The sequence below is a fragment of the Alkalimarinus coralli genome (assembly GCF_023650515.1).
In the GTDB taxonomy this organism is placed as follows: Bacteria; Pseudomonadota; Gammaproteobacteria; order Pseudomonadales; family Oleiphilaceae; genus Alkalimarinus; species Alkalimarinus coralli.
The window spans coordinates 4,384,763-4,411,456 of record NZ_CP096016.1 but is presented as its reverse complement, the minus strand read 5'-3'; the positions used below and the strand labels follow the sequence as shown (position 1 = coordinate 4,411,456).

The window sequence follows — 26,694 nt, the reverse complement described above, 5'->3', positions numbered from 1 at the left end:
TTACAGCTACTCTTCCCTGGGTTTTTGCCCTTGCCGCGCAGGCATTCCATCTTGGTGATTAGCTGAAGCAACCTGTTCGGTTACATCGATCAGCCGTCCTTGTTCAAAAACTAACACTCTATCTGCTGACTGGATGGTTTCTGGTCGATGAGCAATGATAATACGCGTAACGTCCAGCTTTTTAACAGCCTCATTGACAAAGTACTCTAATTGAGTGTCCAGGTGGCTGGTCGCCTCATCCAGAAACAGAATTTTAGGCTTGCGATAAAGCGCTCGAGCCAATAGCAAGCGTTGTTTTTGTCCTCCAGATAAGGTTGTCCCCATATCCCCCACTAAACTGTTATACCGCATGGGCATCGCTTCTATATCATGATGGATAGCAGCTAACTGGCCACAATATTCAATTCTTTCATGATCTGGCGAGGAGTCAAAAAAGCAGATATTGTCTGCCACTGTCCCTGATAGAAGTTGGTCATCCTGCATCACAGCCGCCACCTGAGACCGAAAGCCTCGAACACTAGCGCTATCAAGCACTTTCCCGTCAACCAGAAGGGCACCTGAAGATGCTTCAAATAAGCCCATCATGACTTTAATCAGTGTTGTTTTACCGCAACCAGAGGGCCCGATAATCGCCACGGACTCGCCCTGTGCCACACTCATGCTGACATTTTCAAAAATACAAGGCTCAGAATCAGAGTAACGGTAACTGATATTCTTAAGCTCTAAGTTACCTTCGATTAACTCACTCTGAACACTCTCAACTTCCAGGGCTTTTTCTTTTTTGGTTAGTGCAATATCTGCAATACGATTAAGATGCAACCCCAACATTTTGAATTCAATTAACTTTTCAATCAGCGCAACCGTTTTGTCGGTGAACTGGCCTTTATAAGAAATGAACGCATATAACATGCCCACAGAGAATGCATTATCCAATACCAACTGAGCGCCTAGATAAATTACCAATACGTTCTCAAGCCCAAACAACAGGTTGTTGATGGTGCTATAAGCAATATTTACTTTACCCAGACGAATTCCGGTGTTAATCACCTCCGCATAGCGGTTTTGCCAAAGTGTTTGACGATCAGCCTCTCGTCCGAAAATCTTGATACTCTGTATACCTCTGACGCTCTCCATAAAGTTTGAATCTTCTTTTGCCTTGGCAACAATTTCTTCTTCTGTTAGCTGACGTAAAGGTCGATATAACGCGTAACGAATAATTCCATAGATCAACACAACCACTGTTACAACTACAGCCAATATTGGCGCATAGATAACCATCATCACCAGGGTGGTAATCGCCATTACTCCATCCACAATCGCTGTAACCACCCCCGTAGTTAACAGTTCTTGCACCTGGTTAAGCGAGCCGAATCTAGACATCACGTCACCAATGTGGCGCTTTTCAAAAAAATCCATCGGCAATCGAACAAGGTGCCGAAACAGGTTAACGCCCATTTGAAAACTCAGCATGTTACTGATATGCAAAATAACATAAGAGCGAAGCGCATCAGTGCTCAATTTAATCAACGCCAGCAGTAAAAAGCCCCATGCAAGTACCTTGAGCAAGTCGGCGTCATAGCTAACAATCACCTCATCAACCACTAGCTGCATATAAAACGGGGAAATAAGTGCAAAAATCTGTAAAACAACGGATAGCAACAAAAGCTGAATTAAACCACGTTTGAGGCCAGAAGCATTTCGCCAGAAGTCACTCAAGTGCAGGCGTTGCTGCTCTACTTTAGGCTCAAAAGAACGCGTGGGTGTTAGTTCCAATGCTACACCCGTAAAGTGTTTTGATACCTCTTCAAAGTTCAAAACCCTTTCACCCTGAGCGGGGTCGTGAATGGTAATTTTTTGGTTGCCTACAGACTTTAATACCACAAAGTGATTCATATCCCAGTGCAACACTGCGGGGCGTTGCAGTTTATGCATATCCCCAATTTCCAGGCGCAGCGCTCGAGATGCCATGCCCATTTTGTCAGAAATATCCATCAAACTTTTGAGCGTAACGCCTTTTAGCGAGACCGGGTATTTGTGCCGTAAACTCGTTAAATCAGCCTCGTACCCATGGTAAGCTGCCACCATAGACAAACATGCCAGCCCACACTCAGCCATCTCTGTTTGCAAGGTTACCGGTAGCGTTTTTCGGCCGGTAAAATTCAATAAACTCAAAGAAGCGCTCATTACAACACTCCTTGCAGGCTGTACAGCGGGTCAAGAATCCATTCAACCAGCGTTCGGCTATCAACAATAATATCAGCATCAAGTAGCATGCCGGCCTGTAATGGTAATGCCTTGCCGTAAGCAGAGACCGTCTGCTCGTCCAGCTCTACAGAGATTCTGTAAACCGGCTCTTGCAACCTTAAAAGCGAGGGAATATCAGAAGGCGAGAGAATGGATTCGGTGACTTTCATCACAGTACCATCGTAAATCCCAAAGCGCTGATAAGGAAAGGCCTGATACTGCAACTTCACTGATTGCTGTGTAGATATAAAACCAATCGCACGGCTCGGTACAAACAACTCAGCCTGTAACTGTGCCCCTTCAGGTAAAATATCCAATATCGGTTTATTAGGCACAACAGCTTGACCAGCTGATATTTGCAGGCTGGAAATCCGTCCATTAACGGGCGCTCGAACAGTAAAACTGCGCCGCCCATCAATTTCAGTCCGTCGTTTAACCAAGTCAATCTTTCTGGTTTCTAGCTCAGCAACACGCTCTGCACTATTTTCGGGCAGCTGCTCCAGCTCAAACTCAGTTACCCTCAAATCATTCTGTCGACTGAGTAGCTGACGAGAAATATCTGCCGCTTGCTGGCGATCTGTTAAATGCCGTTCATATTGTTCCTGATAACGGGTTTCAGAAACAAGCGCATCATCGGCCAATAACTTCATCGCTTTATACTGCTTTTCTGATAGCAGCAGCCGCTCTTTTTGAATACGTTGTTGCTCAATAAGCTGTTTAATTTCTCCATGCGCGCCTTGAATAAGGGCTTTTAGACGCTTTTCTTCAGAGCTTACCCGTAGCGTTTCCCGCTCAATACGTGCATCAATTACCGCCTCCTCCTTGTTCAATTGTTGCAGAATAACAGAGTCAATATCATCACCACTGCTTAATACAGTTTCATCAACCACCGTAAACAGTATTTGTCCTTCCTCTACCTTCTGTCCCTGTTTAATATGAACCTGAGCATAAACACCCTCTCTCGGTGCGTAGAGTTTGACCAAGCCAAGATCGGGAGCTAAATATCCTTTTACCGACTCTTTACGAGCATAACTCCCCATAAATAGGAGGGTTATCAATAAAATAGCAAACAAAATCGCAACGGCACTCAGCACATAATAAGAAAGCGGCTGGGAAATAACTAAGTCACCCCATAAGCGCTCTCGCTGATTTTCAATCACTTCTTTCCTGAACAACGAATCAGACATAACTTCCCTATTAAATCTATGAACAACATTCTTTGGGAGCAATTATGATTGAGAGAAAAGGGGAAGGTAACTGTCAGAAGTGACAGTTATTAGACTTGAAACTTTCTTGTAGGATATTTTGGCCATCTGAGGAAGCCTCAAAGATGGCGTTTGTTAGGTACATAAATCAATTAAGGATGATAAAAATGAAAGAATTATCTATGCAAGAAGTTGAAAATGTAAGTGGTGGAGACTTTAATGACTGGCAAAACGGTGGCTTAGCTGTAATGGGCTTATCACTTTACAGCCCTGTCACAGCAGCCTTTGGCCTTCCTATTGGCGGAGCAATGTTTGCGCTAGGCAGTTTCTATAGTTATTGGTAAGGTCAAAAGGCCCTTTATCTGTACGCCAAAGAGTAGCAGGTAAAGGGCTGCTAATTAGCTACCTTGATACATACCTTTATTTTAGTAAGGACCTAATCACATGAATAATTTCTTCACAACCAATGTAGATAAGTCTCTAACCAAAACTTATAGATGGATTCCTGTCGCGTACTTCGCTTTTGTCGCTACACTGTTATCCGTAACACTATTTGATACCCCTCAGCTGCAGGATAACCAGAAACTTATTTTCATTGTCTTTTTGATTGTGGTGTTTTCAGGATCTATAAATATGTTTTGTGTACAAGCCTTAGCTAGAATTGAAAGCAAACTAATTGAACAAGAAAAGAACTGAAGCTCACGATTAGTCACTTCATTCAAGGTATATCAATGACAGCTTTGACAGCATCAAAATTAGTTGCCGGTGGCGGTATTATTTCATTCATCTTGTCTATCTATTTTTTTTACGAAAACAAGCCTATGTTCGCGGCTTTGCTATTGGGAGGTGCGCTCATGTCATATGTGCTATTCAAAACACCTAAATTATTACTAATAAAAAGTGCAGATGAAATAGATCAGTTTATTCCTGAGCTGCAAAAAGACCCAAATTTCTACCTAGGCTTAGCACTAATGATAGTACCGGGAGCCATTTCACTACTCGGGTATTTTAAAACAGGAGCCCTCTAATTTTTCACCTAACTTATGGCTATTTTTCTAATTCCATTTTCTTCTTTACTCTCCGTCATGGGGCTAATTGACATTAATCACGGTGAATATGTTGATGGTGCCGCATTGGTTGGAGGCTCTATAATTGTGTTTGGTGGCGCACTTCCAACAATTTAGACTTAAAGCAGGGGCATCCAATCCAGTCTAGCAACTTAATTTGTAGCGGTTTGTAAAATTAGGCGTCCATTTATTTTAGGTGACAAGAAGTCTTGGCTAAACTTCAAGAAAGCAGATTTATCCACCCTTCTTAGAGCACTTTCCACCCGCTCCGCCTCATCAAAGTCAAGCCTTCCCTGGCTAAGTTGTACCCAGTAGTAGTACGATTTTATGTTCAAGCTTGGAGGTCTTGAAGATACCTGCTCAATCAGGGTGTTTTTACTTTTTTCAAAGTCCTGCTCGCTAATATTTTCCAAGCTCTTGATAAAATCAATTAACACCTCATCAAGCGCCTCTTGCAGTACAGCTTCATTTTCCATTGGTGACTGAAGAACTATAGCTATTCCCTCCACACCATATAACGGTACCATCATAGCCTGTACGACATACCCTAGCTTTCGTTTAACTCTCAGTTCTTGTAACAAGAAAGGGTTTATTTTTTGCAGTAGCAATAAAACCTTAGCTCTAGCCTCAGCCGCAAGCCCTCGAGCCTGAAAATAGTTAACTATTGCAGAGTCAGGTCGATCCATACTGACTAACCGTAATTTGGTAGCTTTCTCTTTTAGGCTTTTGGTCTTTAACTCCACAATAGAAACCGGTTCTCTAGCAGAAACGGCGAAATGTTCCTTAACAATATCACCAAGTGCTAGTGCATCAGTTTTTTGTAAATTACCATGAATCAATCCCCTTACCTGTAATGACCGCTGAAGCTTTACCCCAAACTGCGATAGTTCCTCCATCGTAAGCCTCCCCAGATACTCATTACATTGACTGACAGGCCAGCTCCTATCTTGAAGTTCTACATATATTTCATTAAGCAATCGCTCGTAGGGTTGTAAAGACAAATACTCTTGATACTTCTTTTGGAGAGATTTTTTAGCGCTCAAAAACGCCTCTTTGCTTATAGCTGAACTAATATTGAATGACTTCATTATCTCAGCTAACAGCAGTGACTGTTTGTCAGTGAATCCACCAATATTAATGGTGATTCCATATGCATTAGTATAAATATCATAAGTCAATCCCGCTTCAGCAATTTTGACCGATTCTGAGTAAAGCTTTTCTTTGACCAGCAATGAAAATAACTCTGCAAGCACTCTTTCTTTAATAGACATACCCGCGCCACGCCACTGTAGCAAAAAGTACAAATCTGATTTCGGGGTACTGTATTCAATATCCTGCTTATACCAGAGACTGTAATTAGCAGACTGATCAATCAACACAGGCTTCTTCATTTTAAAAGCTATTGGCTTAAGATTTTTTTCTCCTGGTACAAATTTGTTTTTATCCAAATGAATAACTAAACCGTCATTTTGACCGGGGGACTGCCATTTTTCCAGAAGCTTCCTGTCTAGCTTATTAACGCTGTATTTTCTTCCTGACCACCCTTCAGTCTTGGTTAGTGGGTTGCTGACCCCACTCATTGTCAAAAGCACTTTTTCTGGTGCAAGGTATGACAAGTACCGGTAAATTGCAGGTGCATTAAAGTCTTCAAATAAAATGGGGCCTGATAACAAATCACTAACAGGATAACGAAGCATATTTTGAGCAAGGGTATTAACGTATTTTCGTGCAGGCAAGCGCTCTTGATAGATGAATTGACTATGTACTAATTTGCTCATTTCCAGATAAAAACTTTCGTCTACTCCCTTTGATCGAATAAGGTTTAGATACTGAAATACAGACTGCGCCACGGCATCAAACTGAAACGCACCTTCATTCGTTAGGTCAATCCGAATATCAAATGTCGCATTTTTGTTGCCGTCTACCCTTGTACCAACCAATATATCAGAAGCCCAGCTTTTCCCCTTTAGCAACCCGATAAGACTTCCTTTCCCACGCCTCATAAGCAAGTTGGCAATGTACTCACCGGCTTTCGTTTTGTATTCAGCATGATGAGGAGGTACTGAAAATGTAAGCATCATTACCGGGTGCTCATTAGGCGTCTCAATATCCATTCGCATCGGTAAATTTTCTGGAGCAAAAAGCACCTCTCCCATTTTTTTATCATAATTAGAGTTTCTGACAGGTAATATTGATAATGCAGATGTCACTGCACTTTTTATATCCTCCACAGAAAGGTTACTTACAACGACCATTTTCATCCGGTCTGCCGAATAATTCGTTTGATAAAATTCAGCTAACGCCTCTCCGACTCCTGCCTGCTTCAAAGTTTTCGAGTTCCCAACATCAAACTTACTATAATCATGCAAGGGGGTCATAACCCTCCTCAGAAAAGCCAAGTCTATCCAGCCCTCGTTATGTCTCAGGAGTTCAAATTCTGCATTAATAGCATCTATTTCACTATTTATGTAGTAAGGCTGCAGCAAAGGCTCTGTGATATTTTCACCAAAGCGTTGAAGTGTAGGCTGTAAGTGACTGGATGATACATCAAAAGAAAAAAGCGTGTAGTCTAGTGCAGTATGCGCGTTATAGTTACCTCCATGTGACATGACAAAAGGTATAAAACCCTCAGGCGGGGGGGCCCTGTTTGAGCCAAGTGACACTATATGCTCTAACAGGTGAGCAATGCCAGGGAATTTAACGGGGTCGCTGGAATTTCCTGAGTCGACTATCAATGATACTGCTGACTTTTCAACTTGCTGGTCTGATATTATCAACACCTCAAGTTTATTAGGTAGCACCATGAATTCATATGCACGTGTATCAAAAGGGCTTTTTGTAATACCTGCATCTAAAGACCCCAGACTTTCCTGTGCGAAACTCACAAGCGAATACGCAAGCAATAACCAGTAAGTGGCAAGAATGACTCCATTTTTCATATACACGTCCCTAATGTTAGGCATGGTAATCTGATTCCAAGTTAGTAATCACTTAAAATTCCGCCACTCTATATTTTTACTTTGAGGCTGGTAACTGTCACTTTTGACAGTTACCAATTATTAGCTGTTATGGATAATAAAACTTGTGGGCGGCTTTATTGCAGCTATCCACACAAACTAATAATCTTATTTAGGGATGAAATAAATGAAAGTACTAAATTCTAAAGACGTTCAACAAGTATCTGGCGGCGCACTTGTTCCAATGACAAATCAGCAGATGAGCAATTACTGGATTTCTTATCAGCCTCAAGTGCCATTTTTTATGTTTAGCAGATGGTAGAGTAGATTGCGGCAGCTATCGCTGCCGCAACATTAAGACTACTACAATTAAGACCCTCAATAAAAAGCATCCACACTACTCTATACTCACTGAATCCCCCCTCACTACAAATGACTCGATCAAGCCAAGATCAATCGCCACTGCCACTGCCTGGGCTCTACTAACCACCCCTAGCTTCCTATAAATATTCTTCACATGAAAGTTAACGGTTCGCTCTGTAATGCTTAATACCTGACTAATATCCCAGGTACTTTTACCTTGCTTAACCCACTCTAAGACGGCAATTTCTCGATTAGTCAGAATGTCTTCACCGTTCATATCAGCCCGAACCTGCCTTGCGGCATAAAACAGCACAGGTAGTAGACACCGTAGAATCAACTTGTCAGAAGATTCTACTTTATGCCCCGACATTGAAAACTGTAAGGAATAGACCGCTCTTAAACCTGTAAGCTGGTCAGGTAAATCAACCTTAATAGCCTGTAAGCCATCAGGGTGCTCATGTATTACATAACGTGACACATTGGCGTGCATCAGGCTCTGAGTTATTTTTTGACAGCTCAAACAGTGAGTATTTGTTTGCTCGGTATTCCAATCTTGTTCTTTGAACTGAGCAAAAGCAAAAAGACCCGACGATTTCTGATAAATATACTCAAGGCAAGAATACTCCCCTGTTACAGTATCTTTTTGAAATATCTGATAATTGACCTTGTTTATTAAAATTCGCTGGTTAAGCGAATTAAGTAAACTGACGACACTACGTTTCTCTTTACCCTCAACGTTATTCGCAATAAATTTTGAGATGAACTCCGCATCCTTGTCACCAAACACTCTATTCCCCTGAGTAAGTCCGTTATTCGCACACCAACAACACCAGCCCGTTAACGTACAAAAGTACCGCTATCAGGCTAAATTATAACGTTCCGACGAACAAGGACAGATTAGACTAAAGTCGTAATCTACCCCCTACTTAGTGACATAGTTGGCACTTCTTCTAAAAGAGGATAACTCACTGATTATTTTAAATTTATTCAGTGTGCTCATACTTTTTGTGTGGGGTTGGGAATATATGACCAACTCGCTTCTCGTGTCTTCCGGCAAGAACCTGTTACAGAATGCCAGGAACTCGTCTTTGTTTAAATGCTCTAACGCTTCAACTAATTGATCTTTCTGTAAAAAAGCAGGCTGTTTTAGCATTATCCCAGCCCAATAAGCGTCGGAACGAGCCTTCATATTCGGCTCTTGCATTAAGAATGAAAGCAGGGCAACTTTAGCTTGCTTAAAGTCGCGATCACTCATGGCTGAAACTCGCGCTTCCATCCCTTTTAGTTCGGCTGCTAACTCCATTTGAATCTCTTCCGCAGACTGGTTTGGTGACTGAGCAAAAATAGCCAAACCATCCACATTAAAAACAGGCATGGGAGCAGCCCCTACAATATACCCCATTGAGTGTTCAGTACGTAGCGTATTGAATAGCTCAGACTGCAACAAATACCCCAATAAACGCATAGACGCCGAATTGCTCGGCGTGTTATCTGACAGCTGATTGTAAAGTACAACGGCAGTATTAGTGCTATCTCCATTAAGCGTTCTTAACCAACCCTCACCCGGTGAAAGATTTACCACTCTATAAGACGGCATAGCGGCTCCGGTTTTAGCCGTATCCAGTGCACTTTTCACCTGTCGAGATAACTGCAGCGCCTGATTTTTATTTAAGTTTCCATGAGTTAACCCGGTTACATTTAGCTGGGATAGAAAACCCGCTTGGAACGTACGAACATCATCAAGCGTAATCAGTTCCAATTCAGACGCTAGAGAGTCAAGCTCCCAGGTCAGGGGGTCTAATGTCGTAGTAATCGCATTCATCACCTTATCAATGGGTTGGCTTTGATAGTACCGTTGGTACATGGATGTCAGGTTTTGTTTAGCAATAGAGAAGTTTTGCTCGGTAAGCTGAGCATCAATAATGACCTTCAAAACTTGATCCAATAGCACTGATTGGGGTTGCGTTTTACCGGAAAGAGAAAGGGAAATTCCCTGTGTTGTCGGGCGAATATCATACAAAACGCCCGCCTCACGAAATTGGCTAGATAAGGGCAAAAGCGCTTCGGTAATCATCATCGCATATACCCCTTTCGTGGCAGTCGTTTTAGGGCTAGCCTCTATCGCTGGCGACTCAAGCTTTAGAAATGTATCTGTTTTAGGCACTAAGAATTTGTCATCTACTCGATGCCACCAGGTAAACCCTTTCGACTGTTCAATAACCTCAGGCCCAGATGCTTGTATCTGAGACTCACTACTGCCTTCAACTAACGGGATTTCTATGCTGACAACGCGTGATTCTGCCTGTACTTCTGGCAAAGATAAGCCAGTAACCGCGCCTGGCTCTTTCCACCTATCGACCATTGCAACACTTATAGGGGAAAGGCTGTATTGTAGCCCTGACCATTCATCTGTTCTACTTAAAGTCTGCCCCGTACCACTTAACGAAACAATCGCGTTTTCAGGCGTTATATAATCCAGGTATTCGCTGATTATAGATGCATCATACTTCTCCATCAGTCTCGGCCCGGTATAAACGTCTTTTACAGGGTAAGTTTGTAGGTTACTGGCCAGCTCAGCCACATACACAATAGCTGGATCCGGCTCCTGAAGACGAAACTTTTCCGACGAAATCTGCTGTTGATGGCGGTAACGACGCTCAGCAATCCCCACATTTTTTATGATGCGTAAATATTCAAAGGTTGCACGTATTACTTCGTTATAATGCTTCAATCCCTCTTCAGTTAACGCAAATTGAATATCAAAGGTAGCATAGTGCTTGGCACTTAAACGGCTGCCTGTCAGCACACCATTAATCCACCCCTTTTCCTTTAATCGCGCGCCAAGCCCAGCATCATGATTTTCGTTCAGCAGATTCGCGATAAATTCTTCGGGTTTTACTTTATAATGCGTAAAAAAAGGCGGCACAGAAAATGACAACATCATTTGTGGAAGAGGGTTTTTGAGGCCCATAACCAGCAGTTGCGGATGCTTTGATGCTGTAAATAACGAAGGGGGTCTGTCTTGTTCCTTATTATCAGCACGCTTGATGCGACTAAAGTTTTTCTCCACCATCACTTTTAGTTGGGACACAGGCTCTTTTCCTAATACCACCAGCGTCATATTATTTGCGCTGTAGTTGGACTGGTAAAAGTTCATCGCTCGTTCCCTGAGCGAGTTACTGTTATCGCCTGCCAACGACTCACGGTTACCCACCTCAAATCGCGAAAATGGATGCGCTGGGTTTATCGCGCGCTTCATCAGTGACACCCCCGCCCAACCCTCGTTTTCTTTTAGCATTTGATATTCTGCATCGACCACTTTTAACTCACTATCAACATATTTTTCATTAAACGTTGGCGCAATGAAAAACTGTGAGAAACGATCTAATGCAGAAGGTAAATTACCAGCCCCGACTTCAAAAAAGAAATTGGTCTGATCAGCAGAAGTAAAGGCATTGAAGGTGCCACCAGACTGTGACATGAACTGCTGAAAGCCATGAGGTTCTGGATATCTTTCCGAGCCTAAAAACAGCATGTGCTCAACAAAATGAGCCAAACCCGGCGAGTCACCGGGGTCATTCGAGCTGCCAACGCCAACAGCCAATGCGGCGGCTGCACGTTCGGCAGAAGGATCGGAAACTAGAATCACCTTAAGTCGATTTGGCAATTCAAAACTAACATAGCTTCGGTTGTCTTGGGGAGGAGTGTCAACCGGACTATTACTAACGTCATTCGTGGCTGAAGGAGGGGGCGTTAGGTTTGTTTTTTCATTGCAAGCACTTAATAAAGCAGTGCTCAATAATAACGAGAGAAAAAGACAACCTCTAGTTAATGCGTAGCGGGCCAAAGTCCTTTTATTTTGGGTACTCATTATTTCTCCGATGAAACGCAGTTAAAACATCAGAGTACTAAAAAATATGAGGACGAATAACTGTCAATAGTGACAGCTATTCAATAAGAAGGATAAGAGATAAGGTAAGAGTCGACCATTATGGTCAACTACATTTCGATATCATAATCCATAATGACTGGCGCATGATCAGAAAAACGGGTTGCTGAATCAATATAGCCATCGAGAATCGCGTTGCGTAGCCCAGGGGTGACGATCTGATAATCTGTTCGCCAGCCAGCCTGCTTTCTCCAGCCTTTGGCCCATTCCGGCCACCAGGTATACTGCTTTTTCCCTTTGTTCACTTCACGAAATGCGTCGATATAATCCAGCGAGTCAAAAACTTCATCAAACCACGCTCTTTCATGGGGCAAAAAGCCGGACACTTCCATCTTGTGGTATTTGCTACTTGCATCAGTTACCAGGTGAGCTGTCTGCATATTGGCACAGAAGATAAACTGTCTGCGCTTACGAAGTGTTTTCTGCAAATGCTCCATGAATGCATTCATGAAACCATCTTTTTCAGCCTGCTTATCATCATCTCCCAGTGCGCAAGGCGCCAACATTGCAGCAACACTGACATTGTCAAAATCTGCTTGAATAAAACGTCCTTGGCGGTCTGCGGGTTCATACGCAAAACCATACATAATGGCCTTCGGGAAATGCCTGGAGTAGATGCCTACGCCACCATCTTCCGGGTTTTCGCCATCAATGAAATAGGCCTCGTAACCCTCAGGGTGGAAGATTTCATCATCAAACTCATAGGCTTTCGCCAAGAGGTCTTGAACACACACAACATCAGCATCCAACTCTTTCATCCATTCGAAAAAGCCATTTTCAGCGGCCTGTTTAAGACCGTTAACACTAATCGATACTACACGCATAGATGCCCCTTAATCCGTTTGGGTGTATGATACCTAATTCACATTTTCGGAAAAAGAACTGATTGAGAAATTTGGGTCGTTATCGCCCTCATTACTACAAAATTTAACATACAGATGTCTCAGAAAGCCTAAGAGAATTACTATGCAAGAGTATCAACGCGAGTTTATCGAATTTGCCATCAAACAGAACGTTTTGAAATTCGGGGAGTTCACCCTTAAATCTGGCCGTACCAGCCCCTATTTTTTTAATGCAGGTCTGTTCAACTCCGGGCAGGCGTTGGCCCAGTTAGGTAAATTTTACGCATCCGCACTCAAAGACAGCGGCATTAATTACGATGTGCTCTTCGGCCCTGCTTACAAAGGCATTCCCTTGGCATCGGCAACGGCAATAGCCCTGGCAGATCAGCATAATATCGACACGCCTTATGCTTTTAACCGAAAAGAAGCAAAAGCACACGGAGAAGGCGGCACCATTGTAGGGGCAGAGCTTAAAGGCAAAATAATGATCATTGATGACGTGATTACTGCCGGCACGGCAATTAGAGAAGTTATTGACATCATACGCCAGGCAGGCGCTGAGCCAGCGGGCGTTCTGATTGCTCTTAACCGTCAGGAAAAAGGAAATGGCGAGCTATCAGCCATCCAGGAAGTAGAAAGAGACTACGGCATTCCAGTCGCCAGTATCGTCGACCTCAATCAGGTATTGGAATATCTCAAACAAGACCCGGCGATGGCCCAATATGCGGAAAGTGTTGCCGCCTACCGTAAAGAGTATGGTGTAGCATAAAGTGCGCAACCTGACCTAGCGACAAAGTAGTCATAAAGCGGGTAAGCAGTGAAAAACTTGCAGCTTACCCGCCATCACCCTAGCCTCTTAAAACAATAGCCCCTTAAAGCAACAGCATCTTAGAGAAGCCCATCCACAATTAACGAGATACCTACCGCAACGGTGACGCTTTCAAAGCACCGTTTAACCAGTCGACTCCCTTTTGCTATCGATAAGTGAGCCCCGAAATAGCCCCCGAGCAAAGCCCCGGCTATTAAGGCAGGAATCCACTCCCACTTTACATCGGTCTGCATCGCCAGCGTTATTGCACCAAAGCCATTCCAAAATAGCCCCACCAAAATGAGCGTATAGGTGACCGCCCGCTGATAGTCAAAACCGAACCAGACAACCAACCAGATAGTCACAAATAACCCGGTTCCCGATGTAATAGAACCATTTAAAAAACCAATAAAGAAAAGCCCTGCGCCACCAATAATCCAACCAGTGAGATCTCGATGCTTAACATCTGCGTTTAGACCAAGTTTTGGTGAGCGCCATGAATAGATTCCCAATCCTGCCGTAAAAATACCTAAAATCAGTCTCGCAACAGCGTCTGGCACAGCCAAAATAATCAACGCCCCAAGTACAACGCCAGGTAGACCTGTCAGTAATATAAAACCAGCAAATCGCGGATCAATTCCTTTTTCTTTCAAGTGCCTGAAAGTCGCCCCCACCCCCAAAGCCACACTGGCAATTTTATGCGTGGCCAAGGCCGTGCCAAAAGCCAACCCTAAAAATAGCAAGGCGGGTAACTGCAATAGACCCGCGCCGCCACCTGCAAGCGCACTTAGCCCATTTGCCAACAGTGAGATCAGGAACAGCATGCACTGCTCTAAGATAATTTCCATATAGCTTCTTCGTTAAGTTGTTATCAATAGAGCGCAAACATGCCTGACTTAAAGGGCTCTTTTACGTATTATGCTGTCTATGTCATATTGATTCGGCGACATTCTGTTATTCTAACCTTTGGCATAGGCTCTCAGCCAAGGGTTAACGGCTATACTTCATTAAGTACGCCGAGTAAACTATGAATAAGTTGGGCGTCGTTTAATAACAAAAAAGCTGTGTTAAATCGAAATTTTTTGGATTCGAGATCATTTTCTGTAATGAGCATATTTAAACAGTCAGTTTCACTTCTTATTTTGATCATAGGGCTCTCTCACTCGATCAGCACTCACGCTGGGAACCTCTATCGTTACAAAGATGAAAATGGCGTAACCGCACTTGGTCTCAGCGTCCCACCTCACCTTGTTCGAAACGGATACGAAGTTTTAGGTAACAATGGCAGAGTCATTCAAGTTGTACCTCCCGCGTTAACAGCAGAAGAAATAGCCACGCGAGATGCCAAAGAAGCCGAAAGAATACGCCTTGCACAAGAAGCTGAAAAGCAAAAAGAAAAAGACCAGGCTTTATTAAAGCTATACAGCCACCCTGACGACGCAGTAAGAGTGCTTAAGCGAAAACTACAAGATATTGAAGGTTTTATTGCACTTAAAAAGGGCAACATCACGGTTGTTGAAGGCCAGTTAGAGCAAGAAGAAACGAGAGCCGCAAACATGGAGCGAACAGGGAGGGCAATTCCCGAGAACGTGCTAAATAAAATTAGCCAGCAAAAAGAAAAAATTAAAGAGATAAAGGGCGAAATAGAAGCGAAGCGAAATGAAGTTCCAGCATTGGAAAAAGAGTTTGATCAAATAATCAGGCGTCTGGAACTGATAACCAACAAGAAGGCAGCGAACTATCCGCTTGAAAGCCCGTCACTTAAAAGTGATGAAGGGAAAACGACCGAAAATATCAATTAAGGACACAAAAAAAGAGAAGCCGTAGCCTCTCTTTTTTTAATCAATCTGCATCAATTACGCAGTCGCTGCTTCTGCTTTTTTCGCAGGTGCTTTCTTTGCTGGTGCTTTTTTAGCCGCAGGCTTTTTCGCAGGCGCTTTCTCTACAACCGCTTCTACAGTTTCTTCAACTGCATCTTCTACTTTTTCAACTTTACCCAAAAGCTCAGTTGCGTATTCGTTCAAACGCTTGTTGAAAGTACGGATAGACTCGTACATGTTGGCAACTGCTTCATTGTGCATGTCATGAACAGTCTTGATGCTGTAGCTCTTAGCTTCTTTTTCGACTTTCTCTACGTAGCCAAAAGACTTCTCAGCTAATGCTTTATGTTGCTCTTCAACTGCAGCGATTCCTTTTTCTACAGACTCTTGAATTTGCTCTTGAAACGATTTTAGTTTACCCATGATAACTCTCCAATATATAAAGCACTATTTAAGGGGGCAAAGTCCCTCTTCTCCAATTCAGCATCTACACTAACGCTAAAAATTAGAATATTCATACTAAAGCGCCGCCGTTAGAGAAAAAATAAGCATATTTTTTAGAGGGCTAAGACACGACCAATCGCTGTATTTACTTCCATTATTTGAAATATGGTATGATCCGCGTTTTAAGGCTTTATCATACAGGTACACCTCTCATGCCCTCGACACCCAAACCCGAATTATTAGCTCCCGCAGGCACCCTGAAAAACATGAAGTACGCCTTCGCTTATGGAGCCGATGCGGTTTATGCCGGTCAGCCGCGATACAGCCTACGAGTGAGGGAAAACGATTTTAATCTGGAGAAGCTGGAACAAGGCATCAACCTGGCACATGAACTTGGCAAAAAGTTCTATGTGGTCAGTAATATCGCGCCACACAACAGCAAGATCGATACCTACATAAAAGATATTGAACCGGTTATCGCAATGAAGCCAGACGCTATTATTATGTCTGACCCGGGCCTCATTATGATGGTTAGAGACAAATGGCCAGAACAAACCATTCATCTGTCGGTACAAGCAAATGCGGTCAACTATGCATCAGTTAACTTCTGGCAGCGCCAAGGCATCGAGCGGGTTATCCTGTCGCGCGAGCTTTCACTGGATGAAATTGCCGAAATCCGTGAGAAGTGCCCCGACATGGAGCTGGAGGTGTTTGTTCATGGTGCGTTATGCATGGCCTACTCAGGTCGCTGCCTTCTATCAGGCTACATCAACAAACGTGATCCAAACCAAGGCACCTGCACAAATGCCTGCCGCTGGAAGTATCAAGCCCACGAAGCGACAGAAGATGAGGCTGGCAACGTTATACCGGTAGCGGAGCTTGAATCAGCAAACGCGCAAACAGGTGGCACCGAGCAGTGGACGCCTGAACAAAACGCGCCAACCCTGGGTGAAGGAGAAACCACCGATCAGGTCTTCCTGCTGCAAGAGCCTGGCCGTCCAGACCAGTTGATGCCCGCTTATGAAGATGAGCATGGCACCTATATCATGAACTCCAAAGACCTCAGAGCCGTGCAGCATGTGCAGCGGTTTACCGAAATGGGCATCCACTCACTGAAAATAGAAGGCCGCACCAAGTCCTATTATTATGTTGCTCGTACCACCCAGGTTTACCGGCAAGCGATTGACGACGCAGCAGCAGGCAAAGCGTTCAATATGGAGCTGATGGATGACCTCGAAAAACTGGCTCAACGAGGCTATACCGAAGGTTTTTATCGCCGTCACGTTCATGATGAGTATCAGAACTATGAACAGGGCAACTCGGTATCAAGCAAACAGTTGTTTGCCGGTGAAATTATTGATGTCGATCTCGGCAATAAACTGATGACCGTTGAAGTTAAGAACCGGTTTTCAGTCGGAGATTCAATTGAGCTGATGACCCCCACAGGCAACACGACATTCACTCTTGAGTCGATAATCAACCGCAAAAATCAGCCAGTAGACGTCGCGCCAGGTTCAGGCCACCAGATGAAGATCCCGCTTCCAGAGGGAGCCCCTGAAGACCTGACCTACGCACTGTTAATGAGAAATTTATAACCGTAATAAAGAACAGCGGAATTAATGGAAGAAAGCTCGCCAATAGCGATTAACCCTGATTCCGCTTTGCAACATTGGGGCTACCTGTGACTCATAAACAACCGGCCGTCATTTGGTAGCCACAAGCCCTAAATTCAGAATAATACGTTTCAGCTCATCAGGCTCTTTAGTTTTATCACCCTGAGTCGATACTTTCTGATAACCGGGCATGTATCGGCTTTCCAGCCTTGAAAGCCAAAACCGCAATGCGGCAAGGTGCAGGAAGCTAGGCCATAGTGAGCACTCACTATCACTCCACGGCCTTACTGACTGATAGCCAGTCACTAGCGCATTCAATCTCAACTTATCATATTGCTGCTTGCCATCAACGGCCCAGTCATTGGCTGCCACCGCCAAATCAAACAACAAAGAATCATTACAGGCATGGAAAAAGTCGATAACACCACTAATTTCATCACCGTCAAACAGCACGTTATCTTTAAATAAGTCGGCATGAATGACACCGGAAGGACACTGCTCCATCTCCGGCTTCATTGTCCCATAATGGTCAATAGCTGACCGTAACAGCTTCATGTCTGACTGCGGTATAAGGCCGGACAAACGCGAAGCTTGTGATCTCATCCAGTCGATATTTCTTGGGGCGCTGCGCTGCTGAGGGCAGTGAATAAGTGCCTGATGCATTTCAGCTATCAGTTTCCCGACTCGCTCACAGTGAGCAGGCGCAGGGTTATCGAGAGAACGGCCATTAAAACATGGCACTAATATAGAAGGTTTACCTCTTAGCGTTCCATTAAGGGTGCCGTCTTTTCTAACGCAAGGTGCCGGAACCGGAAAACCTTTCTCCGCCAACCAAGTCATCAGCTGCAAGAAGAAAGGGAGTTCTTGCGCTTTAAGGTTTTCAAATAGCGTTAACACCCATTTCTGGTGCTGCCCGTTGCCCGCATCTCGCCCAACACGCTCTTCATTCTGGGGAGCGAGCGTAACAAAGTAGTTGCTGTTTTCGATGCCGTCTCCAATTTCAGAGAACTCAACCAGCTCCCCTAATGAATATTGAAGTAGAAAGTCGCTTAACTCACTCCTGTTTACGGAGGTATAAACGGCCATAACAGCACCTGCTAAAGTTTACATCGAGGCCTTGCACAGTGACTGTGTTCGCCAAGATCTCATATCGTGGAAGTTAGGTGGCTAAACATCGCCCGCGGGTTGTTGCTGATAACGAACTACCAGCGAAAGATAACCCAGCTCGGAACCAATAACTGAGACTTCTCTTCGCGAATCCAGCCGCCGCCATCATCAGCAACCAGGTAATAGGTTGGCCCGACTTTAGGCACTACTTTGATCTCTTTCAGAATGCCGTTCACTCGGTACTCATAGAATGTTTTATCTTCACCGCTTCGAATGGTGATTTTTGGCTCATTCGGATCTGAGGCCTCAGGCTGCTCAGCGAACGCGCCAACAGAGAACATTGTGCCAAACAATAATTGAAAAACAAAAAACAGGGTGAATATCACTTTCTTCATTGGTAACCTACGCTTCAGCGGAAAATTCCTTCATTCATTATTAAACACCTGATTACACTCATGAGTAAAGCGCAAATCAACAAACCGGTTCTATTGGTCGATGGCTCTTCCTATCTGTTTCGCGCATTTCACGCGCTTCCTCCTCTGATTACCTCAAAAGGGCAGCCAACCGGCGCAATCAAAGGTGTTATTAATATGATCCGGCGGCTCCAGTCGGACTACCCGGAATCAAAGATTATTATCATCTTTGACGCCAAGGGGAAAAATTTCCGGCATGAGCTCTATGACCAATACAAAGCAAACAGGCCCCCCATGCCTGAAGACTTAAGAGGCCAAATTGAGCCTATTCACGAGATCATCAAAGCCATGGGTCTACCGCTGGTCATAATTCCCGATGTTGAAGCTGACGATGTCATCGGCACTTTAGCGACCCAAGCGACGAATAAGGGCATAGACACCATTATCTCAACCGGCGATAAAGATATGGCCCAACTCGTGAGTCAGCACGTCACGCTGATGAACACGATGACAAACACCTATATGGATCAGCAGGGCGTTAAAGAGAAGTTTGGCGTCTCGCCAGAGCAGATTATCGACTACCTGGCGCTGGTTGGGGACTCCGTTGACAACATTCCGGGAGTGCCAAAATGCGGCCCCAAAACCGCAGTTAAGTGGCTTACAGAGCATGGCACACTTGAAGGTGTAATGAATAATGCTGACACCGTTAAAGGGAAAATCGGCGAAAATCTTAGAAACAGCCTCGAACTTCTGCCACTGTCATACAAACTTGCGACTATTCATACCGACGTTGAGCTGGAACAAGGCCTTGAAGAGATAGAGCACAACAGTGTCGATAACGAAAAGCTGTTATCACTATTTAAAGAGTACGAGTTTAAAGGATGGGTCAGCCAGTTGGAGAACGGCGTCGACTCAGCACAATCAACCTCCGCACAATCAGCCTCCGGTGAACAGCCATCAGAGAGCGAACCTGCGGTTGCGACAGATTATGAAACTGTCCTCACGCAGTCCGCACTGGATAGCTGGCTCAAGAAGTTGTCTGAGGCCGAACTGTTTGCCTTTGATACCGAAACCACCAGCTTAAACTACATGAAAGCGCAGGTCGTGGGCGTATCATTCTCGGTGGTGCCGGGCGAGGCAGCCTACGTTCCGCTCGCTCACGACTATATGGGTGCCCCCGAGCAACTGAATCGTGACAGCGTGCTGGAAGCCCTGAAGCCGATACTTGAAGACAGCAACAAAGCCAAAGTAGGCCAAAACCTAAAGTACGATATGAATGTGCTGGCAAATCACGGCATAAGGCTACAAGGAATCGCAGAAGATACCATGCTGGAATCTTATGTGGTTAATTCTGTTTCAACCCGCCACGACATGGACAGCCTGGCGAAAAAGTATCTCGACCACAACACCATTCATTTTGAAGATATTGCAGGAAAAGGCGCCAAGCAGCTAACATTCAATGCGATTGAGATCGAAAAGGCCGCGCCTTATGCCGCAGAAGATGCCGATATTACCTTACGCCTGCATCACAAACTGGCCAAGGAACTGAACGAAACGCCCTCACTGCAACCCGTCTACCGAGATATCGAGCTGCCTTTGGTTTCTATCCTGTCTGATATCGAGCGCGATGGCGCACGGGTTGATGCTCATCTGCTCGGCTGCCAGAGCAAAGAGCTCGAGGAGCGGCTACTCCAGCTAGAGCGGGAGGCATTCGACCTCGCAGGTGAAGAGTTTAATTTAAGCTCACCCAAGCAACTGCAAACCATCTTTTTTGAGAAGCTTGAGTTACCTGTCATTAAAAAAACCCCCAAAGGGCAGCCATCAACAGCAGAGCCGGTGCTACAGGAGTTAGCTCTAGACTACCCTTTGCCAAAGGTTATTCTGGAGTATCGTGGCCTAAGCAAATTGAAATCGACTTATACGGATAAATTGCCACTACAGATCAACCCGTCAACGGGCCGAATTCACACCTCATATCATCAGGCCGTCACGGCAACGGGTAGGCTCTCATCATCAGACCCGAATTTGCAGAATATTCCTATTCGAACGGAAGAAGGCCGCAGGGTAAGACAAGCCTTTGTTGCTCCGGAAGGCTATAAGCTGGTCGCTGCAGATTACTCTCAAATAGAACTGAGAATCATGGCTCACCTGTCACAGGATGACGGTTTATTGAGCGCCTTTTCGAACGGCCTTGACGTGCATAAGGCAACCGCAGCAGAAGTCTTTGGCGTCACTACCGAAGCCGTCACTACAGATCAGCGACGAAGCGCCAAAGCCATTAACTTCGGGCTTATCTACGGCATGTCAGCTTTTGGTCTGGCGCGTCAAATCAAAGTTGACCGCAAAACAGCGCAGGGCTACATTGATCGTTATTTTGAACGCTACCCGGGTGTGCTTGATTATATGGATCGAGTACGCAAACAGGCTCATGATGACGAATATGTTGAAACTATTTTTGGCCGCCGCCTCTATTTGCCAGAGATCAACGCCAATAACAAAATGCGCCAGCAAGCCGCAGAGCGCACCGCCATAAACGCCCCCATGCAGGGTACTGCCGCAGACATCATCAAAAAGGCGATGATTAGCGTCTCGCAATGGCTGGCAGAAAGCAGTCTGGATGCCCGCATGATTATGCAAGTTCATGATGAATTGGTACTGGAAGTGCGGGAAGATCTGGTTAACGAAGTCACCGCAGGACTAAAAGAGAAAATGGAGTCTGCCGCAAACCTGGATGTTCCTCTGCTGGTAGAAACCGGTGTCGGCGATAACTGGGACGAAGCCCATTAACCACTCACAAACACAGTAGCCGTGATGGAGTGCAACGGAATCAAGGAATCATCAGCGCCAAACTGCCACAATCCCTGATTACGCTTCGCTGCATCAACACTACAAGGGAGCCAGAGGCTCCCTTACATCCTAAATATCATCGCTGATCGAGAGGCCATCAAGCGAAGATGAGAGCTTGTCCCCTCCAGAATCTGCACCAAGCTTGATCATCAGTCTCAAGTCGTTAGCCGAATCCGCATAGGCCAATGCATCCTCGTAGGTGATTTCACCCGCTGAGTAGAGGTCATACAATGCCTGATCAAAGGTTTGCATACCAATATCCCGCGACTTCGTCATCAACTCCTTGAGTTTATGCACTTCTGACTTGCGAATCATATCAGCGCAGAGCGGCGAGTTAATCAGCACCTCGATGACCGCCCTTCTGCCCTTACCATCAGGGGTTGGGATCAACTGTTGAGCAACAATCGCTTTAAGGTTCAGCGAGAGATCCATCCATATCTGGTTGTGGTGCTCCGGCGGGAAGAAGTTGATAATTCTATCAAGCGCCTGGTTCGCGTTGTTTGCGTGCAAGGTTGCTAAGCAGAGGTGGCCCGTTTCTGCGAACGTCACAGCATAATCCATGGTCTCCTTCGAGCGGATCTCACCAATCATAATGACGTCGGGCGCCTGACGTAGCGTATTTTTCAGGGCAACATCAAAGCTTTCGGTATCAATCCCCACTTCGCGCTGAGTTACAATACACCCCTGATGCTGATGAATGTACTCAATCGGGTCCTCAATCGAAATAATATGCCCCTGACTATTGCGGTTGCGATGACCAATCATCGACGCGAGAGAGGTAGACTTACCTGTACCTGTTGCCCCCACGAAAATAATGAGCCCGCGCTTGGTCATTGACAGGGTTTTAATGATTTCCGGCAAGCCCAGGTCGTCAACCTTAGGTATATTGGTCTCAATACGACGCAGCACCATGCCGCAGAGGTTACGCTGATAGAATGCGCTGACCCGAAATCGTCCGATACCACGCGCACTGATCGCAAAATTGCACTCATGGTTATCCATAAACTCAGTCTGCTGCTTCTCACTCATCGTGTTCAACACGATTTCGCGAGTTTGCTCAGGCGTTAAGGAGGATTTAGTCACCGGTACGATCTTGCCGTGAATCTTGATACTTGGCGGAACCCCAGCGGTAATAAAAAGATCCGATCCACCTTTCTCAACCATCACTTTTAACAGTTTATCGAAGTCCATCTCACACTCCACTCTTTATGATTGATCGAGCCATCAACTTAGTATTCAGTATTTTCATCACCTTAGAAATTCTCTGGCATTTTAGCTTTTTCACGAGCGGCCTCACGGGTAATAAGGCCCTTCTGCAACAGATTAGTCAGGCACTGATCCAACGTCTGCATACCGAGCTGAGCGCCAGTTTGAATCGCGGAGTACATCTGCGCCACTTTATCTTCACGAATCAGGTTTCTGATGGCGGGCGTACCGATCATAATCTCATGAGCAGCAACTCGGCCACCGCCTACTTTCTTCATCAACGTCTGCGAGATAACCGCTTGTAGCGACTCGGAGAGCATTGATCGAACCATCGCCTTCTCGTTGGCGGGGAATACATCCACAACCCGGTCTATGGTCTTGGCAGCAGATGTGGTGTGCAAGGTGCCAAAAACCAAGTGACCGGTTTCTGCGGCAGTAAGCGCCAGCCGGATAGTCTCAAGGTCTCGAAGCTCACCAACCAGAATAATATCTGGATCTTCACGCAGTGCCGATCGTAACGCTTCGTTAAACCCGAGAGTATCCCGGTGCACTTCCCGTTGGTTAACGAGACACTTTTTACTTTCGTGCACAAATTCTATCGGATCTTCAATTGTCAGGATGTGGTCGTAGCGGTTGTCGTTGATAAAGTCGATCATTGCCGCCAGAGTTGTTGATTTACCTGACCCTGTCGGCCCCGTCACCAGCACCAACCCTCGTGGTACAGCAGCCACATCTTTAAACACCTGCCCCATGCCCAGGTCTTCCATCGTCAACACCTTGGACGGGATGGTACGAAATACAGCGCCTGCACCTCGGTTCTGGTTAAACGCGTTAACACGGAATCGGGCAACCCCGGGCACTTCGAACGAGAAATCGGTTTCTAAAAACTCTTCAAAATCTTTTCGTTGCTTATCGTTCATGATGTCATAAATCAGTGCGTGCACTTCTTTATGTTCCATGGGCGGTAAGTTGATGCGCCGAACATCGCCATCAACACGAATCATTGGAGGCAAGCCTGATGACAGGTGTAAATCAGAAGCCCCTTGCTTGGCAGAAAACGCTAATAGTTCCGTAATATCCATGAATATCCCCGATGGATTTATAATTGTCTTTACAAATTTGAAGGTCTGAATCGATAGTATTGTGTTGAGTATAGAGGAGTTATTTGCTCAAATGCCGCTTACGATTCTATTAAGTGACGCTATTTTAGAACGTTAATTGGCTTGGAACGCAATCCAGCCAGCAATCAACTGCAAGATTCTCACTCTATCTCATTGAATAACGTAATGATCAGCATAGCAGACAACGTAAAAAACGTAAGCCAGCGCATACAAAAAGCAACAAAAGAAGCTGCCCGAAGCGAAAACAGCGTTCAATTATTAGCCGTCAGCAAAACCCGCAGTGCAGAGGCGCTGAAAACGGCTATCGAAGCAGGCCTGACACAGTTTGGTGAAAATTATCTGCAAGAGGCCCTGACCAAAATAAGTGCGTTAGCTGACTACCCGCTGACCTGGCATTTCATCGGGCCGATTCAATCAAATAAAACCCGCGCAATTGCTGAAAATTTTGACTGGATACACAGTGTTGACCGTTTAAAAATCGCCCAGCGGTTAAGTGCTCAGCGACCAAACGACAAAGCGCCTCTCAATATTTGTATTCAAGTCAATATAAACGACGAACATTCCAAATCAGGCATTCACTTGAGCGAGCTTGCGTCGCTCAGCAAAGCCATTTCAGATTTGCCTAATATAAAGCTGAGAGGTCTAATGACTATCCCAGCGTCTTCCCAAGACGAACCTGCACTAAGAGACAGCTTTAAAGCGATGGCTCATGCCTTTGAGACGCTAAAACAACAGCACGCTGACATCGACACGCTTTCAATGGGCATGTCTGGCGATATTGAGGCAGCCATTGCGGAAGGGTCAACCATGGTGAGAGTAGGTACCGCGCTATTTGGGTCGCGAGAAAAAACCGACAAAACAATAAGGTAGCCTTGTATTCGCCTCAGCAAGACCTATCTAGAGAGAAATAGAATAAATTGGAGATTCAAGTGAACACAAAACCGCATATCGTCTTTATCGGCGCTGGAAATATGGCTGGCAGCATCATTGGCGGCCTGGTTGCGAATGGTTACCCTGCCGCGCAGATTACAGCCAGCGCTCCGAGCCAGGAACACTTGGATGCCCTGTCGTCACAATACAATGTGGCAACGACGAAAGATAATCATCAGGCGGTAGAGCGTGCCGATGTGGTGGTTCTCGCTGTTAAACCACAAATACTGGAGGCTGTTTGCTCAGATCTTCAAGCCTCATTAAAAGACAAAGCGCCGCTCATTATTTCAATTGCAGCGGGTGTTGAAACCGCTCATATTGAGCAGTGGCTAGGCAAACCTCTGCCTATTGTTCGCTGTATGCCAAACACTCCGGCACTGGTCTCGCAAGGGGCATCCGGGCTATATGCAAACGAACAGGTCAGTATTGAGCAGCGCGCGCTGGCGGATGAAATATTTCTCGCAATCGGCATCGTTGAATGGGTTCAGGATGAAGATCAGATGCACGGGATTACCGCACTTTCTGGCAGTGGCCCAGCCTATTTCTTTCTGATGATGGAAGCGCTTGAAGATGCCGCCGTTAAAGCAGGTATACCACGAGAAAACGCCCGCAAGCTCGGCATTCAAACAGTTTTAGGCGCGGCAGAAATGGCGAAACAGAGCGACCTCGAGCCAGCCCAGCTGAAACGTAATGTAATGTCCCCCGGCGGCACCACAGAGCGGGCTATTGAAAGCTTCGAGAAAGGCGGTATTCGAACACTTTTCGATGATGCAGTCGGTGCAGCGGCTCACCGTTCAAAAGAACTGGCCGAGCTATTGGGCAAAAATTAATAGCGGCGCAGCTATAGACTGAATTAACATCGTAATGATAATAACTTAACATGAGACCTTTTGCACGGCGTTACGAGCGAAGCAAAGACAAGGCAAAAAATGAAGAAAAAGCGCAGTTTATGAGTAATAAATGAGCATTTTGAGTCATTTTTTAACGCTGTATTTGTAAGCGCAGTAGTCGTGCAAAGGTCTCAACATGATTCACTTCGCTGATAACACAGCCTAACCCGGAGTTAAAAATGGATTCTCTTTTGTCTGAGATTGGCCTGATGTTCATTAACCTGTTTTTTGGCCTCTATCTATTAGTCATTCTGTTGCGCTTCCTCTTTCAACTGGTTCGTGCAGACTTTTATAACCCCATTTCTCAATTCATCCTGAAGGCAACCAACCCTTTGCTTATGCCTATCAGGCGGGTTGTTCCCGGTATCGGGGGCGTCGATACCTCAAGCCTTCTATTGGCACTCGCTGTTCAGATGCTTGGTGCGTTGCTGGCAATACTGATCAGTGGCGGAGCCATTGACCCAATCAAACTGGTGATATGGTCTGTGCTTCTGATTCTTAACCTTTTCCTTCAGATTTACTTTTTCAGCCTCATTATCATGGTCATCGTTAGCTGGATAGCACCACAAAGTCACAACCCGGCTATTATTCTGATTCATCAGCTACTGGCCCCTGTCACCAACCCTATCCGGAAAATGTTGCCAGATATGGGCGGGATTGATATCTCTCCAATATTTGTATTTTTTATCATCATGATACTGAAAAAAGTTCTGCTCTCATTTATGCAGGCGACATACCTGCCTCTGGCATTGGCGATGTTTATCTAATCGATTAGCACCACTGACTCTATGCCACGATAGCGACAAGGCAGTAAGAGGTGCGGGCAAAAGCAGCGATATCAACTACCGGAGTTGCGAAAATAACCGCG

The 26,694-nt window shown here is 45.2% G+C and carries 21 protein-coding genes; 9 read left to right on the top strand and 12 right to left on the bottom strand.

Annotated features, from left to right (window positions below):
- Positions 1-6: 6 nt before the first annotated feature.
- Both MY523_RS19920 and MY523_RS19915 read right to left on the bottom strand, forming a co-directional pair.
- Positions 7-2,184 carry a peptidase domain-containing ABC transporter gene (locus tag MY523_RS19920; protein WP_250656429.1) on the bottom strand — a complete coding sequence of 726 codons (2,178 nt, stop codon included), beginning with the start codon at positions 2,182-2,184 and terminating at the stop codon, positions 7-9.
- The gene (locus tag MY523_RS19915) at positions 2,184-3,431 is read right to left on the bottom strand and encodes a beta-barrel domain-containing protein (RefSeq protein ID WP_250656428.1); all 1,248 of its coding nucleotides are present in this window, start codon (positions 3,429-3,431) and stop codon (positions 2,184-2,186) included. The genes MY523_RS19920 and MY523_RS19915 overlap by 1 nt, the downstream gene beginning before the upstream one ends.
- Positions 3,432-3,616: 185 nt before the next feature.
- Here MY523_RS19915 and MY523_RS19910 point away from each other — a divergent pair, with 185 nt between their 5' ends.
- A complete protein-coding gene (locus MY523_RS19910; protein ID WP_250656427.1) occupies positions 3,617-3,793 on the top strand; it encodes a hypothetical protein in 177 nt (58 codons plus the stop codon).
- A 387-nt stretch (positions 3,794-4,180) separates the two neighbouring features.
- Complete coding sequence (locus tag MY523_RS19905; protein WP_250656426.1) at positions 4,181-4,477, top strand: hypothetical protein; 297 nt, start codon at positions 4,181-4,183, stop codon at positions 4,475-4,477.
- Positions 4,478-4,668: 191 nt separating this feature from the next.
- Here the strand turns inward: MY523_RS19905 and MY523_RS19900 are convergent, their stop codons facing one another.
- The 4 genes from MY523_RS19900 to MY523_RS19885 form a co-directional block, all read right to left on the bottom strand.
- Complete coding sequence (locus MY523_RS19900) at positions 4,669-7,455, bottom strand: insulinase family protein (protein ID WP_250656425.1); 2,787 nt, start codon at positions 7,453-7,455, stop codon at positions 4,669-4,671.
- Positions 7,456-7,870: 415 nt separating this feature from the next.
- The gene (locus tag MY523_RS19895) at positions 7,871-8,623 is read right to left on the bottom strand and encodes a response regulator transcription factor (protein ID WP_250656424.1); all 753 of its coding nucleotides are present in this window, start codon (positions 8,621-8,623) and stop codon (positions 7,871-7,873) included.
- Between the two features lie 135 nt (positions 8,624-8,758).
- Positions 8,759-11,707: an insulinase family protein gene (locus tag MY523_RS19890; protein ID WP_250656423.1), complete on the bottom strand. Its 2,949-nt coding sequence runs from the start codon at positions 11,705-11,707 to the stop codon at positions 8,759-8,761.
- Positions 11,708-11,835: 128 nt separating this feature from the next.
- Positions 11,836-12,609, bottom strand: coding sequence for an exodeoxyribonuclease III (locus MY523_RS19885; RefSeq protein WP_250656422.1), 774 nt, complete (start codon positions 12,607-12,609; stop codon positions 11,836-11,838).
- A 142-nt stretch (positions 12,610-12,751) separates the two neighbouring features.
- Between MY523_RS19885 and pyrE the strand changes: the two genes are divergently transcribed.
- A complete protein-coding gene (gene pyrE, locus MY523_RS19880) occupies positions 12,752-13,396 on the top strand; it encodes an orotate phosphoribosyltransferase (protein ID WP_250656421.1) in 645 nt (214 codons plus the stop codon).
- A gap of 119 nt (positions 13,397-13,515) precedes the next feature.
- Here pyrE and MY523_RS19875 read toward each other — a convergent pair whose 3' ends face one another.
- Positions 13,516-14,283, bottom strand: coding sequence for a sulfite exporter TauE/SafE family protein (locus MY523_RS19875; protein ID WP_250656420.1), 768 nt, complete (start codon positions 14,281-14,283; stop codon positions 13,516-13,518).
- 258 nt (positions 14,284-14,541) lie between these two features.
- Here MY523_RS19875 and MY523_RS19870 point away from each other — a divergent pair, with 258 nt between their 5' ends.
- Positions 14,542-15,237 carry a hypothetical protein gene (locus MY523_RS19870; RefSeq protein ID WP_250656419.1) on the top strand — a complete coding sequence of 232 codons (696 nt, stop codon included), beginning with the start codon at positions 14,542-14,544 and terminating at the stop codon, positions 15,235-15,237.
- A 54-nt stretch (positions 15,238-15,291) separates the two neighbouring features.
- On the opposite strand, the gene MY523_RS19865 is transcribed toward MY523_RS19870, so the two are convergent.
- Positions 15,292-15,678 carry a hypothetical protein gene (locus MY523_RS19865; protein WP_250656418.1) on the bottom strand — a complete coding sequence of 129 codons (387 nt, stop codon included), beginning with the start codon at positions 15,676-15,678 and terminating at the stop codon, positions 15,292-15,294.
- A 233-nt stretch (positions 15,679-15,911) separates the two neighbouring features.
- Between MY523_RS19865 and trhP the strand changes: the two genes are divergently transcribed.
- The gene (gene trhP, locus MY523_RS19860) at positions 15,912-17,294 is read left to right on the top strand and encodes a prephenate-dependent tRNA uridine(34) hydroxylase TrhP (protein ID WP_250656417.1); all 1,383 of its coding nucleotides are present in this window, start codon (positions 15,912-15,914) and stop codon (positions 17,292-17,294) included.
- 108 nt (positions 17,295-17,402) lie between these two features.
- Here trhP and MY523_RS19855 read toward each other — a convergent pair whose 3' ends face one another.
- Entirely contained in the window at positions 17,403-18,398 is a 996-nt protein-coding gene (locus tag MY523_RS19855; protein ID WP_250656416.1) for a homoserine kinase, read from the bottom strand.
- Between the two features lie 116 nt (positions 18,399-18,514).
- Positions 18,515-18,814, bottom strand: coding sequence for a DUF2782 domain-containing protein (locus MY523_RS19850; RefSeq protein ID WP_250656415.1), 300 nt, complete (start codon positions 18,812-18,814; stop codon positions 18,515-18,517).
- Between the two features lie 60 nt (positions 18,815-18,874).
- Here MY523_RS19850 and polA point away from each other — a divergent pair, with 60 nt between their 5' ends.
- Complete coding sequence (gene polA, locus MY523_RS19845) at positions 18,875-21,619, top strand: DNA polymerase I (protein ID WP_250656414.1); 2,745 nt, start codon at positions 18,875-18,877, stop codon at positions 21,617-21,619.
- A gap of 129 nt (positions 21,620-21,748) precedes the next feature.
- Here polA and MY523_RS19840 read toward each other — a convergent pair whose 3' ends face one another.
- Positions 21,749-22,870: a PilT/PilU family type 4a pilus ATPase gene (locus MY523_RS19840; RefSeq protein ID WP_250656413.1), complete on the bottom strand. Its 1,122-nt coding sequence runs from the start codon at positions 22,868-22,870 to the stop codon at positions 21,749-21,751.
- Between the two features lie 62 nt (positions 22,871-22,932).
- Positions 22,933-23,967 carry a type IV pilus twitching motility protein PilT gene (locus tag MY523_RS19835; RefSeq protein WP_250656412.1) on the bottom strand — a complete coding sequence of 345 codons (1,035 nt, stop codon included), beginning with the start codon at positions 23,965-23,967 and terminating at the stop codon, positions 22,933-22,935.
- Positions 23,968-24,108: 141 nt separating this feature from the next.
- Between MY523_RS19835 and MY523_RS19830 the strand changes: the two genes are divergently transcribed.
- The 3 genes from MY523_RS19830 to MY523_RS19820 all read left to right on the top strand — a co-directional run bounded on the left by MY523_RS19830 (position 24,109) and on the right by MY523_RS19820 (position 26,593).
- Positions 24,109-24,876, top strand: a complete 768-nt coding sequence (locus MY523_RS19830; RefSeq protein WP_338021695.1) for a YggS family pyridoxal phosphate-dependent enzyme — start codon at positions 24,109-24,111, stop codon at positions 24,874-24,876.
- Positions 24,877-24,935: 59 nt separating this feature from the next.
- Complete coding sequence (proC, locus tag MY523_RS19825) at positions 24,936-25,766, top strand: pyrroline-5-carboxylate reductase (protein WP_250656411.1); 831 nt, start codon at positions 24,936-24,938, stop codon at positions 25,764-25,766.
- Positions 25,767-26,005: 239 nt separating this feature from the next.
- The gene (locus MY523_RS19820) at positions 26,006-26,593 is read left to right on the top strand and encodes a YggT family protein (protein ID WP_250656410.1); all 588 of its coding nucleotides are present in this window, start codon (positions 26,006-26,008) and stop codon (positions 26,591-26,593) included.
- Positions 26,594-26,694 lie beyond the last annotated feature (101 nt).

What these genes read in the sequence shown, in the direction of transcription:
- trhP (WP_250656417.1), top strand. Translation starts at nt 15,912, where the DNA reads ATGCCCTCGACACCCAAACCCGAATTATTAGCTCCCGCAGGCACCCTG.
- MY523_RS19835 (WP_250656412.1), bottom strand. Translation starts at nt 23,967, where the DNA reads ATGGATATTACGGAACTATTAGCGTTTTCTGCCAAGCAAGGGGCTTCT.
- MY523_RS19820 (WP_250656410.1), top strand. Translation starts at nt 26,006, where the DNA reads ATGGATTCTCTTTTGTCTGAGATTGGCCTGATGTTCATTAACCTGTTT.
- MY523_RS19905 (WP_250656426.1), top strand. Translation starts at nt 4,181, where the DNA reads ATGACAGCTTTGACAGCATCAAAATTAGTTGCCGGTGGCGGTATTATT.
- pyrE (WP_250656421.1), top strand. Translation starts at nt 12,752, where the DNA reads ATGCAAGAGTATCAACGCGAGTTTATCGAATTTGCCATCAAACAGAAC.
- MY523_RS19865 (WP_250656418.1), bottom strand. Translation starts at nt 15,678, where the DNA reads ATGGGTAAACTAAAATCGTTTCAAGAGCAAATTCAAGAGTCTGTAGAA.
- MY523_RS19875 (WP_250656420.1), bottom strand. Translation starts at nt 14,283, where the DNA reads ATGGAAATTATCTTAGAGCAGTGCATGCTGTTCCTGATCTCACTGTTG.
- MY523_RS19840 (WP_250656413.1), bottom strand. Translation starts at nt 22,870, where the DNA reads ATGGACTTCGATAAACTGTTAAAAGTGATGGTTGAGAAAGGTGGATCG.
- MY523_RS19885 (WP_250656422.1), bottom strand. Translation starts at nt 12,609, where the DNA reads ATGCGTGTAGTATCGATTAGTGTTAACGGTCTTAAACAGGCCGCTGAA.
- MY523_RS19850 (WP_250656415.1), bottom strand. Translation starts at nt 18,814, where the DNA reads ATGAAGAAAGTGATATTCACCCTGTTTTTTGTTTTTCAATTATTGTTT.
- MY523_RS19910 (WP_250656427.1), top strand. Translation starts at nt 3,617, where the DNA reads ATGAAAGAATTATCTATGCAAGAAGTTGAAAATGTAAGTGGTGGAGAC.
- MY523_RS19900 (WP_250656425.1), bottom strand. Translation starts at nt 7,455, where the DNA reads ATGAAAAATGGAGTCATTCTTGCCACTTACTGGTTATTGCTTGCGTAT.
- MY523_RS19915 (WP_250656428.1), bottom strand. Translation starts at nt 3,431, where the DNA reads ATGTCTGATTCGTTGTTCAGGAAAGAAGTGATTGAAAATCAGCGAGAG.
- MY523_RS19855 (WP_250656416.1), bottom strand. Translation starts at nt 18,398, where the DNA reads ATGGCCGTTTATACCTCCGTAAACAGGAGTGAGTTAAGCGACTTTCTA.
- MY523_RS19890 (WP_250656423.1), bottom strand. Translation starts at nt 11,707, where the DNA reads ATGAGTACCCAAAATAAAAGGACTTTGGCCCGCTACGCATTAACTAGA.
- polA (WP_250656414.1), top strand. Translation starts at nt 18,875, where the DNA reads ATGAGTAAAGCGCAAATCAACAAACCGGTTCTATTGGTCGATGGCTCT.
- MY523_RS19920 (WP_250656429.1), bottom strand. Translation starts at nt 2,184, where the DNA reads ATGAGCGCTTCTTTGAGTTTATTGAATTTTACCGGCCGAAAAACGCTA.
- MY523_RS19870 (WP_250656419.1), top strand. Translation starts at nt 14,542, where the DNA reads ATGAGCATATTTAAACAGTCAGTTTCACTTCTTATTTTGATCATAGGG.